The 13,783-nt window shown below is 68.1% G+C and carries 15 protein-coding genes; 8 read left to right on the forward strand and 7 right to left on the reverse strand.

What is annotated here, in order from left to right:
- The 3 genes from rpsE to rplO are packed head-to-tail and all read left to right on the forward strand — an operon-like array spanning window position 1 to window position 1,360.
- A complete protein-coding gene (rpsE, locus tag A5625_RS22685; protein ID WP_066999338.1) occupies window positions 1–684 on the forward strand; it encodes a 30S ribosomal protein S5 in 684 nt (227 codons plus the stop codon).
- Window positions 681–899 carry a 50S ribosomal protein L30 gene (gene rpmD, locus A5625_RS22690; RefSeq protein ID WP_066999341.1) on the forward strand — a complete coding sequence of 73 codons (219 nt, stop codon included), beginning with the start codon at window positions 681–683 and terminating at the stop codon, window positions 897–899. Before rpsE ends, rpmD begins: the two co-directional genes overlap by 4 nt.
- Window positions 896–1,360, forward strand: a complete 465-nt coding sequence (gene rplO, locus A5625_RS22695) for a 50S ribosomal protein L15 (protein ID WP_066999344.1) — start codon at window positions 896–898, stop codon at window positions 1,358–1,360. The genes rpmD and rplO overlap by 4 nt, the downstream gene beginning before the upstream one ends.
- Here rplO and A5625_RS22700 read toward each other — a convergent pair.
- Window positions 1,341–2,267 (reverse strand): LLM class flavin-dependent oxidoreductase, encoded by a 927-nt coding sequence (locus A5625_RS22700; RefSeq protein WP_066999349.1) that lies wholly within the window; start codon window positions 2,265–2,267, stop codon window positions 1,341–1,343. The genes rplO and A5625_RS22700 overlap by 20 nt on opposite strands.
- Before the next feature lie 38 nt (window positions 2,268–2,305).
- On the opposite strand from A5625_RS22700, the gene sppA reads away from it, so the two are divergent.
- A complete protein-coding gene (gene sppA / locus A5625_RS22705; protein ID WP_066999352.1) occupies window positions 2,306–4,078 on the forward strand; it encodes a signal peptide peptidase SppA in 1,773 nt (590 codons plus the stop codon).
- Between the two features lie 52 nt (window positions 4,079–4,130).
- Here sppA and A5625_RS22710 read toward each other — a convergent pair whose 3' ends face one another.
- The 3 genes from A5625_RS22710 to A5625_RS22720 are packed head-to-tail and all read right to left on the reverse strand — an operon-like array spanning window position 4,131 to window position 6,914.
- Window positions 4,131–5,045: a class I SAM-dependent methyltransferase gene (locus tag A5625_RS22710; RefSeq protein ID WP_066999355.1), complete on the reverse strand. Its 915-nt coding sequence runs from the start codon at window positions 5,043–5,045 to the stop codon at window positions 4,131–4,133.
- A gap of 23 nt (window positions 5,046–5,068) precedes the next feature.
- Window positions 5,069–5,977 (reverse strand): class I SAM-dependent methyltransferase, encoded by a 909-nt coding sequence (locus A5625_RS22715; RefSeq protein WP_066999358.1) that lies wholly within the window; start codon window positions 5,975–5,977, stop codon window positions 5,069–5,071.
- Complete coding sequence (locus tag A5625_RS22720) at window positions 5,970–6,914, reverse strand: class I SAM-dependent methyltransferase (RefSeq protein WP_066999558.1); 945 nt, start codon at window positions 6,912–6,914, stop codon at window positions 5,970–5,972. The genes A5625_RS22715 and A5625_RS22720 overlap by 8 nt, the downstream gene beginning before the upstream one ends.
- A gap of 109 nt (window positions 6,915–7,023) precedes the next feature.
- Here A5625_RS22720 and A5625_RS22725 point away from each other — a divergent pair, with 109 nt between their 5' ends.
- Window positions 7,024–7,788 (forward strand): SDR family oxidoreductase, encoded by a 765-nt coding sequence (locus tag A5625_RS22725; RefSeq protein WP_066999561.1) that lies wholly within the window; start codon window positions 7,024–7,026, stop codon window positions 7,786–7,788.
- Window positions 7,785–9,017 carry a zinc-binding dehydrogenase gene (locus A5625_RS22730; protein WP_066999362.1) on the forward strand — a complete coding sequence of 411 codons (1,233 nt, stop codon included), beginning with the start codon at window positions 7,785–7,787 and terminating at the stop codon, window positions 9,015–9,017. Before A5625_RS22725 ends, A5625_RS22730 begins: the two co-directional genes overlap by 4 nt.
- Here the strand turns inward: A5625_RS22730 and A5625_RS22735 are convergent.
- From A5625_RS22735 to A5625_RS22745, 3 genes are read right to left on the reverse strand one after another with little or no spacing between them, the layout of a single operon-like run.
- Entirely contained in the window at window positions 9,014–10,048 is a 1,035-nt protein-coding gene (locus A5625_RS22735; RefSeq protein WP_066999365.1) for a dihydrodipicolinate reductase, read from the reverse strand. The genes A5625_RS22730 and A5625_RS22735 overlap by 4 nt on opposite strands.
- Window positions 10,049–10,084: 36 nt before the next feature.
- Complete coding sequence (locus tag A5625_RS22740; RefSeq protein WP_066999368.1) at window positions 10,085–10,738, reverse strand: L-fuculose-phosphate aldolase; 654 nt, start codon at window positions 10,736–10,738, stop codon at window positions 10,085–10,087.
- Window positions 10,735–11,715, reverse strand: coding sequence for an NAD(P)-dependent oxidoreductase (locus A5625_RS22745; RefSeq protein ID WP_066999371.1), 981 nt, complete (start codon window positions 11,713–11,715; stop codon window positions 10,735–10,737). Before A5625_RS22745 ends, A5625_RS22740 begins: the two co-directional genes overlap by 4 nt.
- 30 nt (window positions 11,716–11,745) lie before the next feature.
- On the opposite strand from A5625_RS22745, the gene A5625_RS22750 reads away from it, so the two are divergent.
- Both A5625_RS22750 and A5625_RS22755 read left to right on the forward strand, forming a co-directional pair.
- Window positions 11,746–13,107: an FGGY-family carbohydrate kinase gene (locus A5625_RS22750; protein ID WP_066999564.1), complete on the forward strand. Its 1,362-nt coding sequence runs from the start codon at window positions 11,746–11,748 to the stop codon at window positions 13,105–13,107.
- A gap of 9 nt (window positions 13,108–13,116) precedes the next feature.
- Window positions 13,117–13,782, forward strand: a complete 666-nt coding sequence (locus tag A5625_RS22755) for a GNAT family N-acetyltransferase (RefSeq protein WP_066999373.1) — start codon at window positions 13,117–13,119, stop codon at window positions 13,780–13,782.
- Window position 13,783: the final 1 nt, after the last annotated feature.

Below are 13,783 nucleotides of genomic sequence, written 5' to 3' on the forward strand. Positions count from 1 at the left end.
ATGGCGGAGCAGCCGGCCGGCGGACAAGGCGCCGGCGACAGCCGCGACTCGCGCGGTGACCGCGACAGCCGCGGTCGGCGCGGCGACGGCGGTCGTGGTGGCCGCGACCGCGACGGCGACAAGAGCAACTACCTGGAGCGGGTTGTCGCGATCAACCGTGTCTCCAAGGTGGTCAAGGGTGGTAGGCGTTTCAGCTTCACCGCGTTGGTCATCGTCGGCGACGGCAACGGCATGGTCGGTGTCGGTTACGGCAAGGCCAAGGAAGTTCCCGCGGCCATCGCCAAGGGCGTCGAGGAGGCCCGCAAGGGCTTCTTCCGAGTGCCGCTGATCCGCGGGACCATCACCCACCCGGTTCAGGGTGAGGCGGCCGCCGGTGTGGTGCTGCTGCGCCCGGCCAGCCCGGGTACTGGTGTGATCGCCGGTGGCGCCGCCCGTGCGGTGCTGGAATGCGCTGGCGTGCATGACATCCTGGCCAAGTCGCTGGGTAGCGACAACGCGATCAACGTGGTGCACGCCACCGTCGCCGCACTCAAGCTGCTGCAGCGCCCCGAGGAGGTGGCCGCTCGCCGCGGTCTGCCCATCGAGGACGTTGCGCCGGCCGGAATGCTCAAGGCGCGACGCGAAAGTGACGCGATGGCCAGTGCGGCGGCACGAGAGGCCCAGACTTCGGGGGCACAACCATGAGCAGCCAACTGAAGATCACTCAGGTGCGCAGCACCATCGGGGCGCGCTGGAAGCAGCGTGAGTCCCTGCGCACCCTGGGCCTGCGGCGGATTCGCCACTCGGTGATCCGCGAGGACAACGCGCAGACCCGCGGCCTGATCGCGGTGGTCAGCCACCTCGTCGAGGTGGAACCGGCCGAGGCGAGCGCCGCCGGTACCGGAGGTAGTAAGAAATGACGATCAAGCTGCACGATCTCAAGCCGGCGCGCGGGTCGAAGACCGCCCGCACCCGGGTCGGCCGCGGCGAGGGCTCCAAGGGCAAGACCGCCGGCCGCGGTACCAAGGGCACCAAGGCACGCAAGAACGTGCCGGCGACCTTCGAGGGTGGCCAGATGCCGATTCACATGCGGCTGCCCAAGCTCAAGGGTTTCCGCAACCGGTTCCGCACCGAGTACGAGATCGTCAACGTCGGCGACCTCAATCGGCTTTTCCCGCAGGGCGGTTCGATCGGCGTGGACGAGTTGGTGGCCAAGGGAGCGGTTCGCCGAAACTCGCTGGTCAAGGTGCTCGGCGACGGCAAGCTGACCGTCAAGGTCGAGGTGACCGCGCACAAGTTCAGCGGCAGCGCACGCGAGAAGATCACTGCCGCAGGCGGTTCGGCGACCGAATTGTCCTCGGCTAGCTCAACTGCGGAATAACTTCTGCGGCAAGGCGTTCCATCTGCTCGCGGTTCTCGCCGGCATCGGTGCCGACCGGATTCAGTAGCACCATCGACGCCCCGGCGTCGATGACCTCGCGCAGCCCGCGGATCACGTCGTCGGGTGTGCCGGACACCGGTACGTCCTGCACGCCGGGCATCCGCCCGTAGATGCGGCCCAGCCCGGCCAGCACACGCTCCCGCGCCTTTGCGGCGTCATCGTCGACCATCAGATAGACCCGCTTGCCGATGGTGAAGTTCGCGGGGTCCTTGTGCTGCTCGTCGAGCTCGCGGCGCACGACCTTGACGGCCCCGGCGAACGCCTCGGTGGTCGACGAGCCGGCGCCCATGAATGAGTCGCCGTGCCGCACCGCCCGGGCCAGTGCCTTGGGCGCGAGGCCCCCGAACCAGATCGGCGGATGTGGGCGCTGCACCGGCTTTGGCGCCATCGGCAGGTCATCGACGTCGCGGAACCGGCCATGAAACGTCACCCTCGGCTCGTCGGACCAGGCCGCCTTCATCAGCTCCAGGCCCTCGGTGAAATACGAGATGAAGGTTGTCTTGTCCACGCCGAATGCGGCGAATTTCCGGGTACCGCCGCCTGGTGCGACACCAATGTCGAGGCGGCCGTGGCTGAGTCGGTCGACGGCGGTGGCGGCCGAGGCCAATTGCAGGGGATCGTGTAACGACGTCACCAGGACGGCGACGCCCAGGCGCAGCCGCTCGGTGCAGGCGGCGCAATAGGCCAGCAGCTCCAGCGGTGCCAGCAGCGGTGTCGGGCCGATGATCTGTTCGAGCACCCAGCCGCCCTCGAACCCGAGCTCTTCGGCGCGCACCAGGAACGCGCGCAGACCCGCACCGTCGAAGCCGTCGTAGTCGAACTGCGGGATCGCGATGGAGAACCTCACCCGACCACCGTACGGCCGATCCTCGGTAGTCTGCAGACATGTTCGCTTTCCTGCCTTCGATCCCCGGCGTCGACGAGGTCCGGGCCCTGGCCGGCCGGGTCGACACCGTCCGTCATCACGGCGTGCCCAACGGCTGTGTGCTCGAATTGGACCTGCGCTCGATGCCGCCGGAGACGTCAGGCTTTGACCCGCTGGCGATCATCTCCGGCAATCGGCCGGTAGTGCAGCGCGACATGGTGGCCGCCATCTACCGGGCGGCCGAGGACCCGCGGGTCGCCGGGCTGATCGCGCGTGTGCAACTCACCGCCTCGCCGGCAGCCGCGGTGCAGGAGCTGCGCGAGGCTATCGTCGCTTTTACCGCCGTCAAGCCGTCACTGGCCTGGGCCGAGACCTACCCGGGCACGTTGTCGTACTACCTGGCTTCGGCGTTCGGTGAAGTGTGGATGCAGCCGGCTGGAAGCGTCGGGCTGATCGGGTTCGCCAACAACGCCACCTTCCTGCGCGAAGCGTTCGACAAGGCCGGGATTGAAGCGCAATTCGTCGCTCGCGGCGAATACAAGTCGGCGGCAAACCGTTTCACCGAGCACGGCTTCACCGAGGCCCACCGTGAGGCCGTCACCCGGATGTTGGAAAGCCTGCAACAGCAGGTGTGGGACGCGGTGGCGGAATCACGCAAGCTGGACGCCGGCGTGCTCGACGCGCTGGCCGATCGCGCCCCGCTGTTGCGCGAGGAGGCGGTGTCCTCGGGTCTGATCGACCGGATCGGTTTCCGTGACGAAGCCTATGAGCGCGTTGCGGAAATGGTTGGTGTGGAGGATGTTTCGGAAGATAACAGGCCACCGCAACTGTACGTGTCGCGTTATGCCGGTGCAGCCCGGTCACGGCTGACCCCGCCGGTGCCTTCGGTTCCCGGCCGCCGCCGGCCGCCGACGGTGGCCGTCATCAACGTGGACGGCACGATCGTCGACGGCCGCGGTGGACCCCAGTTCCTGCCGTTCGGTGCCTCCACCGTGGGAAGCGACACCATTGCGCCGGCGCTACGAGAAGCCGCCGCGGACGAATCGGTGTCCGCGATCGTGCTGCGGGTGAACAGCCCCGGCGGCTCGGTCACCGCATCGGAAACCCTTTGGCGCGAAGTGAAACGGGCGCGCAAACGCGGCAAGCCGGTGGTGGCGTCGATGGGTGCGGTCGCCGCATCGGGCGGCTACTACATCTCGGTGGCCGCCGATGCGATCGTGGCCAGCCCCGCAACCATCACCGGTTCGATCGGCGTGATCACCGGCAAGCTGGTGATCCGCGATCTGCTCGAGCGGCTGGGCGTCGGGTTGGATTCCGTGCGCACCAACGCCAATGCCGATGCCTGGTCCATCGAAACGCCGTTCACCGCGGAGCAGCGTGCCCATCGTGAGGCCGAGGCCGACCTGGTGTACGCCGATTTCCTGGGCCGGGTCGCCGAGGGGCGCAATATGAGCGCCGAGGCCGTCGATCAAGTCGCCCGGGGCAGGGTATGGACCGGTGCCGATGCGTGCGATCGGGGCTTGGTCGACGAACTGGGCGGCTTCCGGACCGCGCTGCGCCGAGCGAAAATCCTTGCCGGACTGGATGAGGACACCGACGTGCGCATCGTCGCCTACCCGAGCGGTTCGTTGCTGGACATGCTGCGCCCGCGGGCCTCCTCGCAACCCGCCGCGGCATCGCTGCCCGACGCGTTGGGCTCGCTGATGGGCCGCACCATCGGCGGCATCCTGGACAATGTCGAACGGTCCTGCAACGGTGCCAGCGCGCTGTGGCTGGGACCCTGGCGGCTCTAGGCCCGACGGTGGCGACCCGCTGCGCCCGGCTACGCCGCGCTTGCGATCGCCACTAGCGACTCAGCCTCGCGCTGATGAAGACGATCTCGCCGAGCGGGTCGTCGTTCTCCGGGGTGGGCACCGGGATGCCGTTGCGCTCGAACAGTTCCGTTCGGGTCACGCCCTCGGCATGCCAGCCGATGCTGGACAGATAGTCGATCACGTGGTTGCGTTCGCCGGCGTAGACCAGCGACGCCATGTCGATGTCGACGCCGTGCTCCCGAAATGAACCGGACATCTCGCGCACCCGCTCCGCATCGAAATCCACTATGCCGGGCACGAATTCGGTGGCAATGGTGCTGCCGGGCGCACTGAGCGCGGTGATGTCGTCGAACAATCGATCCTGGGCGTCCGGCGGCAGATAGATCAGCAGACCCTCGGCCAGCCAGGCGGTCGGCGCCGCGGTATCGAATCCGGCCGCCTTCAGGGCGGTGGGCCAGTCGGCACGCAGATCGATCGGAATGGTGCGCCGGGATGCGGTCGGCTGGGCGCCGACATCGGCCAAGGTGCTGCTCTTGAACTCGATCACCCGCGGCTGGTCGATCTCGTAGACCACCGTTCCGGCCGGCCAGGGCAACCGGTAGGCGCGCGAGTCCAGCCCGGAGGCCAGGATCACCACCTGACGTACTCCGCCGCCGGTGGAGGCGACGAAGTAGTCGTCAAAATACTTGGTGCGCACGGCCATTCCGTCGACCATCGACTGGATGCGCACCGGCGTGGCATTCTCGATCGCGTCCAGATCGAGGTCGCCGTCCATCATCTTGGTGAAGAAATCCACCCCGACCGCGCGCACCAGCGGCTCGGCGAACGGATCGTTGATCAGACCGCGGGGATCCTTGGTCGCCATGGCGCGCCCGGCGGCGACCATGGTCGCCGTTGCACCGACACTGGAGGCCAGATCCCACTCATCGTCATGAGTGCGTGACATAGTTCAAAACCCTAAACCTTGCCTCACTTGAGGGTTGCGGCGACGTAGCTCATCTCACCGAAGGTTGCCGCCATCTCGTCCTCGGGGAACTGAAAACCGTTGCGGGCGTACAGCTCCCGGGCTGATGATGGGGTGACCTGCCAGCCGCTACCGGTCAGGTAGTCGACCACGATGTTGCGCTCGCCCCGGTAGAACAGGTCGGCCGCGTTGAGGTTGAAACCGAAGCGCTGCCAGCGCTCGGAGATGCGCTGCATGCGCTCGTCGGAGAACGCGTTGGCATCGGGCACATGTTCGGTGGCCAGTCGGCTGCCCGGCGCGCTGAGCGCGGTGATGTTGTCGAACAGCCGGTCCTGAGCCTCGGGCGGCAGGTAGGGCAGCAGCCCTTCGGCGCTCCATGCGGTGGGCTGACTGACGTCAAACCCGCCCTCGCGCAAGGCCGCGGGCCAGTCGTCGCGCAGGTCGATGCTGATGGTGCGGCGCTCGGCGGTGGGAGCGGCGCCCAGGCCGGCCAGCGTGTCGGTCTTGAAGGCGATGACCTCTGGCTGGTCGACCTCGTAGACCACGGTGCCCACCGGCCATTGCAGGCGGTAGGCCCTGGTGTCCAGGCCGGAAGCCAGGATCACCGCCTGTCGCACACCGTCTTTGGTGGCGGCGTTGAAGAAGTCGTCGAAAAACCTGGTGCGCACCGTGATCTGCTCGGCGCGCGCCTTGCGGTTGAACAACGGGTCATCCTCGAAGTCGATCTCCCCGTCGATGATGCGGATGAACGGGTCCAGCCCGACGGCACGCACCAGCGGGTCGGCCAGCGGATCGTCAAGCAGGGCGTCGGGTCCCTTGGATGCCACGGCACGGGAAGCGGCGACCATGGTGGCCGTCGCTCCCACGCTGTGTGCCGGACCCCAGCTGTCCCCGTCGGTGCGTCCCTCACTCATAGATCCCCCAGGTGTACAGCATTTCGCCCATGCGCATGTCGTCGTCAGTGAGTGGGTCAAGTCCGTTGGCCGCGAACAGTTCCCGGATGCTGGCGCTGTTCAGACGCCAACCCCGCTCAGCCAGGTAGGGAGCCGCCTCGTTGCGGTCGCCGAAGTAGACCAGCCCCGCCATGTCCAGCTCGAAACCGTGCGCACGCCAGCGCTCGGAGATGGTCTGCATGCGCTCCTTCATCTTCTCTTCGTCGCCGGGCTCGGGGTTCGGCGCGCTTTCGGTGGCCAGCCGGCTGCCCGGCGCGCTGAGCTCGGTGATGGTGTCCAGCAGGCGATCCTGCGCGTCGGGCGGCAGATAGCCGAGCAGGCCCTCGGCGCTCCACGCGGTCGGCTGGGCCGGGTCGAAGCCGGCGTTGCGCAGCGCGGTGGGCCAGTCGTCGCGCAGATCGACGGGCACCACCCGACGTTCGGCGGTGGGGGCGGCGCCGAGATCGGCCAGCGAGCGGGTCTTGAATTCGATGACCTGCGGCTGGTCCACCTCGTAGACCACCGTGCCGACCGGCCAGGCCAGCCGGTATGGGCGCGCGTCCAGCCCGGAAGCCAGGATCACCGCCTGCTTGATGCCCGCGTTCGTCGCGTCCAAGAAGAATTCATCGAAGAACTTGGTGCGGACCGCCATGTTGTCGGCCATCCGGGACATCGCGCCGGCCGAACCCGCGGCGCCGTCGTGCACATCGTTCAACTCGGCGGGATCCAACTCGCCGCTGGCCAGCCGGGACAGCAGGTCCACGCCGACCAGCTTGACCAGTGGCTCGGCGAACGGGTCGTTGATCAGTGGGTTGTCGGCCCGGGTGGCCATGGCACGGGCCGCTGCGACCATCGTCGCGGTCACCCCGACGCTGGACGCCAGGTCCCAGGTGTCACCTTCGTACCTGGTGGAAGTCATGTTCACGCCCCTATCAGAGGTAGTTAAACTAATATTTAGCCGATATAACAAGCTTTCCCCACTGTACGCTTCCCGCGATTCGCGGCAACCTTTACAGATGGCGTACGCGGTGGCTGGTAAACGAGTGCTGATCACGGGCGCCTCGTCGGGCCTGGGTGCTGCTTTGGCCCGGCAGCTGGCCGCCCGGGGCGCGGTGGTGGGCCTGACCGCACGGCGCCGGGATCGGCTGAACGAGGTGCTGACCGACTGCCGCCGAAGCTCGCCGGGATCGGCCATGTGGGTTGCCGACCTGGCCGACACGTCGGCGCTGGGCGACCTGGCGCTGCGGGCCTGGGAAGCGCTCGGCGGCATCGACGTGCTGATCAACAACGCCGCGATGCCCAAGCGGCGCAGCGTCGTCGCACTGGATCCGGGCGAGGCCGAAGACGTCATGCGGGTCAACTTCTTCGCCCCGATGCGCCTGACGCTGGCGCTGTTGCCGCGGATGCTGGCACGCGGATCGGGCATAATCGTCAACGTATCCAGCGTCGGCGGCCGGCTCGGAATAGTCCACGAAACCGCCTACTGTGCAAGCAAATTCGCGCTGTGCGGCTGGAGCGAGGCGATGGCCGTGGATCTGCACGACACGCCGATCTCGGTGAAGCTGATCGAGCCGGGCCCGGTCGACACCGAGATCTGGGACCACCCGGGCAGCGAAGAGCCGCTCTACCAGGGTCCCAAGGTGCCCGCGGACATGGTGGCCGACGGCATCATCGCGGCCCTGGGCAGTGACCGCTTCGAGCACTACCTGCCAGACATGAAGCCCGTGATCGACGCCAAAAACGCGGACCTGGATGCGTTTATCGCCGGGGCGGCCGGGATGGCGTCACGATGAAGGCACTCGTCTACGGCGTGCCCCCGGAGCATTTCCAGGTGCCGGACGATGCCAACACGTTGACCCAGAACCTTGCGCAGACGCCGACCGCCCTGCGCGAATTGCCGGATCCAGAACTGCCGCATGAGGACTGGGTGATCACCCGGCCGCGGCTGACCGGCATCTGCGGGTCGGATTCCAAGCAGATCCTGATGGATTTCGGCGAGGGCGACATCGACAACGCCATGGCGGCGTTCTGTTCGTTCCCGCAAGTCATGGGCCATGAGGTGGTCGCCGACGTGGTGGCGCTTGGCCCCAAGGCCCGCGGGCTGCAGGTGGGGGAGCGGGTGGTGCTCAACCCGTGGTTGTCGTGCGGGCCGCGTCGCATCCAACCGCCCTGTCCCGCATGCGATGCCGGTGACTACAGCCTGTGCTGGAGCTTCACCGACGGCGACATCAAGCCGGGCATCCACACCGGGGTATCGGCAGACGTGACGGGCGGCTACGCCGAACTGATGCCCGCCCACGACAGCATGCTGTTCGCCGTGCCGGACTCGATTCCCGACGAGATGGCCGTGTTCGCCGACCCGTTCTCGGTGTCGCTGCACGCGATCACCCGCCACCCGCCGCCCCGCAGCGGTGCCGCACTGGTGTATGGGGCCGGCTCGCTGGGGTTGTGTGCGGTCGCGATCCTGCGAGCGCTGTATCCCGGCGTGGCCGTCGCGGTGGTGGCGCGCTTCGCCGCGCAGGCCGAGCTGGCCCGCCGGTTCGGTGCCGCGAAAATCCTTGCGCACGAACCGCGATCGGCTGTGATCGAAGAGATCGTCGACTGGGGCGGTGGCCGGCTGCGCCAGCCGCTGCATGGACTGCCGATGGCTCATCCGGGCGCCGTCGACGTCGTCTACGACACCGTTGGCAAGCCCGAGACTTTCGAAGTCGGTGTCCGGCTGCTGCGGTCGCGCGGGACGTTGGTGAAGGCCGGTGTTCATGCCCCCGGGCGGTGGGAGGACAGCCCGCTCTACTTCAAGGAGATCTCGTTCGTCGGCTCGAACGCCTTCGGCGTCGAAGAGGTGGACGGGCAGCGCAAGCACGCGATCGCTCATTACCTCGACCTGGCCGCAGCTCACCGGGTGGACCTGCGTCCCATGCTCACCCACACCTTCGGGCTCGAGCAGTGGCGGGACGCCTTCATGGCGATCGCCAACCAAGGCGACAGCGGCGCGGTGAAGGTGGGGATCGACCAGCGCTAGGCCAGTGCCCCTTGGGATCCGGTGATCGGCAAGTCGATCGGGGTGATGACGCCGGGTCGCGCGTCGCAAAGGAACGGTATGGCGTTGACCGCCGCCACGGCGGTGCTGTCCATCAACACGGTCATCGCATCCTGTCCCGGCAGGCCGAACCGGATCGTCGCGTCGACGTGTGGTTCACCGTCGATCACCACGCTGAAACCCTCGGGGTCGGTCCATTGCGGGTCGAGCGCATCTTTACTCATGGTCCAGCAGATGGCCAGCTCGATTACTGGGCGGCCGCCACGATAGCCGCGATAGGTGCGCCGCTGGCCCCCGGCGCTGCCGGCGGCGTAGTCCACCCAGCCCAGATCGAGATCCCTTGTCAGCACCGCGGGTTCGACGAATGCCTCCTTGAAGTCGAGCTGGGTGCCCAGCATGGCGGCGATCATGTCCAGCGTCTCGAAGTAGCCGAGGCCGTATCGTTGCGTCTCCGGGTCGAGGTGCGTCACCCGCTCACGGGGTGGTTTGCCGAATCCGAGCACCTTCCACACGTCCTGTACGGGATAGGTTGTGCAGTCCAATGTTTCGACGAGCTTGACGCTGCGGACCTGTCGGCAGGCGCCGGTGAGGAACCCGGCAACGACATTGATGAACCCCGGCTCGAATCCGGTGCCCAGGAAGGTCGCGCGCCCGTGCTGCGCCGCCTCCTCGAGGGCCGGAAGCTCGACCGGGTGATGGGTGCCGGTCAGGAAATCTCCTGTCGTCACAACGTTGATGCCGGCGCGCAGCATTCTGATCACCAGCTCGTAGTCGATGACGCGGGGCATGTAGTTCACACAGTCCGGCCGAAGCTCGATCAGCGCGTCGGCGTCGGCGGTTGCGGCCACACCGCTTGGAGGGCGGTCGGCCAGCCCACCCGCATCGCGGCCGACCTTGTCCGAACCGAAGGCGTGAACACCCACCACGTCGAAGTCGTCACGGTCCAGCAGGACGCCGAGCGCTCGACTGCCGATGTTGCCGGTTGACCACTGGACTACGCGGTATGGCGCCATGCCTCACACCGTAGATCTCGGACCGGACCGGGCGCATCACGTATTGGTGCGCAGATAGCTGTAGACGCCGGCGAAGTTGCGGTTGACGTTTTCAGGAATCGGCACTGGTCCGCCGAGAGCTCTTGCACCCCAGACGATTTGAGCCGTCCGCTCGACCAGCGCGGTGACATGCAAGACCTTGTCCGGCCGCGGACCGACGGCCACCAGGCCATGGTTGGCGATCAGCGCGGCGGCGCGGCCCTCGAGCGCCTTGACGGCGTTGGCGCCGACGTCGGGGGTACCGGACGCGGCATAGTCGGTGCACCGGACGTCGCCGCCGCAATACACCGCGAACTCGTCGATGCATGCCGGGATGGATTCGTGGGCGATGGCGAACATGGTCGCCCACACCGGATGACTGTGAATGACGCTGCCGATGTCGTCGAAGGCCCGATAGCAGGCCAGGTGCAGTTGCAACTCCGACGAGGGTGAGCGGCCCTGCGCCGCCTGCACCACCGAGCCGTCCGCGTCGATGAGCACCAGGTCCTCGAGCGTCATGTCGCGGTAGTCCACCGACGACGGTGTGATGACGATGTTGCCGTCGGCGCGGCGCGCCGAGATATTGCCGGCCGTCCCCTCCACCAGGCCGCGGCGCAGCATGTCCTTGGCGGCGTCCAGCACCGCGGTTTCGGGGTTGTCGACGAACTTCATGGCCCTAGCACCTCCGGGTTGACGATATGCGCGGGTGCGTTGCCGGCCAGCAGCGCTTCCAGGTCGTCGGCCACCATCTGCGCCTGCCGCGCCTCGGTGTTCCACGTCGCACCCCCGATGTGCGGTGTCAGCACGACGTTGGGCATCCCGACCAGCGGGTGATCGGCCGGCAGCCATTCGCCGGCGAAATGGTCGAGCCCCGCGGCGGCCACCTTGCCCGCGACCAGGGCGTCGACCAGGGCATCGGTGTCGTGTAGCTGTGCGCGGGCGGTGTTCAGGAAGATGACGCCGTCGCGCATCGCCGCGAACTCGCGGGCGCCGATCATGCCGGCCGTGTCGTCGGTGACCGGGGCGTGCATCGACACCACGTCGGCCTCGTTCAGCAGCTCGCCGAGGCTGTGCCGGGCGTCGGGGTTGTAGGGGTCGTGGGCGATCACCCGCAGACCCAGCCCGGACAACCGCCACTGCGTCGCGCGGCCGACGGCGCCCAGGCCCACCAGCCCGGCGGTCAGTCCGGCGATTTCGGCGGCTCGGAACCGCTGGTAGGGGATGCTGCCGTCGCGAAAGATGTTGCCGCTGCGCACATCCGCGTCCGCGGTCAGCACGTGACGGGTGACGGCCAGCAGCAGCGCGACCGTCATCTCGGCGACGGCATCGGCGTTGCGGGCCGGGGTGTTCAGCACCGGGATACCGGCCGCGGTGGCTCCGGCGATATCGACGTTGTTGGGGTCGCCGCGGGTGGACGCGATCACCCGCAAACCCAGGTCGAACACCGGTCCGCGCACCGAATCGCCTTCCACCACCACAATTTCGGCGGCTTCGCCGGTGATCCGCTCAGCCAGCTGTTCGGCGCTGTAGATGCGCAGCGGGGTCTGCTCGATCCAGGGGTCGTACACCACGTCGGCCAGCTCGCGCAGCTTGGCGAAGCCCGGCCCCCGCATCGGGGCGGTGACCAACGCGCGTGGTTTCGACGTCACGAGAGCCAATGCTGGCGTACGGTGACGCCCGTGTCACGCAACGACGTCACAATCGGCATCGACGTCGGCAGCACCGCGGTCAAGGCGATAGCCGCCGACGCCGACGGCAACGTCACGGCTCGGGTGCGCATCCCGCATGAGCTGCGCGTTCCGGCGCCCGACCGGCTGGAGCACGACGCTGAGGCGGCCTGGCGGCGTGGGCCGTCGGCGGCGTGCAACGAACTGATCCAGCAACCCGGCATCGCGGCGGTCGCCGTCTCGGCGATGGTGCCGTCGATGACCGCCGTCGACGACGCGGGTATGCCGATCACCCCGGGACTGCTCTACGGCGACGGCCGCGGCCGCACACCCGGCGGTGACGTGCAGCCGCTTCCGGCGCTGGGCGAGGCCGCGGAGTTCTTGCGCTGGACAGCCGAGCAGGCGCCCGCTGCCGCCGGCTACTGGCCGGCGCCGGCGGTGGCCAACCACGCGCTGGCGGGTCAGGCGGTGATCGACATCGCCACCGCCGCCACGGCGTTTCCGTTGTTCGACGGCACCGGCTGGAATTCCGACGCATGCGCCGAACGCGGTGCACGGGCCGGCCAGCTGCCCCGGGTGGAAAGCATGGGTGCCGTCGTCGGGCGGGTGCACGGCAGCGATGCCGCGCTGGCCACCGGCGCCATCGACGCCCTGTGCGAACAGATCGTCGCCGGCGCCGACCGTGACGGCGACGTGTTGGTGATGTGCGGCACCACGCTGATCGTGTGGGCGACTGTCTCTGAGGCACGGCAGATGCCCGGTCTGTGGACCATTCCGCACACCACGCCCGGTAAGAGCCAGATCGGCGGGGCCAGCAACGCCGGCGGGCTGTTCCTCGGCTGGGTGGATCGTGTTGTGGCAGCGGCAGACCCGACCGCCGTCGAGCCCGGGCGCATACCGGTGTGGGCGCCCTATCTGCGCGGTGAGCGCACGCCGTTCCACGACCCGGACCGTCGCGGTGTGCTCGAGGCCCTGGATTTGACGCATGACGCCGCCGCGCTGCGCCGGGCCGCCTACGAGGCGTCCGGCTTCGTGGTCCGCCAGCTCATCGAACTCAGCGCAGCACCGGTGTCACGCATCGTGGCCACCGGCGGCGGCACCCGCGTCGCGCCGTGGCTGCAGGCAATCGCCGACGCCACCGGGCGGCCGGTCGAGGTGTCCGGGGTGGCCGAGGGGGCCGCCCTGGGTGCGGCCTTCCTGGCCCGCATGGCGGCCGGTCTGGAAACGACGATCGCCGATGCCGCCCGATGGGCGCGCACCGGGCGCATCGTCGAGCCCGATCCCGCCTGGGCAAGTGCGGTCGAGGAGCGCTATCAGCGCTTCCTGGAGTTGGGAGACCGCAGATGTAGCGCGGTGGCACCACCGGCGTTCTAGGCTGGTGTCATGACTGACCAGGACCGCAAAGCTGCCCGCCGAGAAATCGCCGACGCCCTATTGAAGGCCCTTGAACGACGGCACGAAATCGCCGACGTGGTGGTGGAGTCGGAGAACAAAGCGGCCGCGGTGGAGGCGATCGTCCGCTTGCTCGACACTTCACACGTCGCCGCCGAGGCGGTGATGGGCATGTCGTTCGATCAGCTCACCATCGACTCGCGCCGCAAGATCCTGGCCGAACTCGAAGACCTGAACAAGCAGCTGAGCTTCACCCTGGGCGAGCGTCCGGCGAGCCTGGGCGAGACGCTGGAGCTGCGGCCCTTCTCCGCGGCCGCCGACCGCGACATCTTCGCCGTGCGTACCGAGGACATCGGCTTTGCAGGCGACGGCTCCGGTGGGCCGGCCGGCAATGTGGACGACGAGATCAGGGCCGCGCTGGCCCGTGTCGATGACGAAGAGGCCGCGTGGTTCGTTGCGATCGATTCCGGTGAGAAGGTCGGCATGGTGTTCGGCGAACTGGTCCGCGGCGAGGTCGACGTGCGGATCTGGATTCACCCCGACTATCGCAAGCGGGGTTACGGCACTGCCGCGCTGCGTAAGTCGCGCTCGGAGATGGCGTGTTGTTTCCCCGCCGCCCCGTTGGTCGTCCGAGCGCCGGCCGCCAAACCGAGCTAGG

The sequence above is a fragment of the Mycobacterium sp. 1465703.0 genome, assembly GCF_001672975.1.
Taxonomy (GTDB): domain Bacteria; phylum Actinomycetota; class Actinomycetes; order Mycobacteriales; family Mycobacteriaceae; genus Mycobacterium.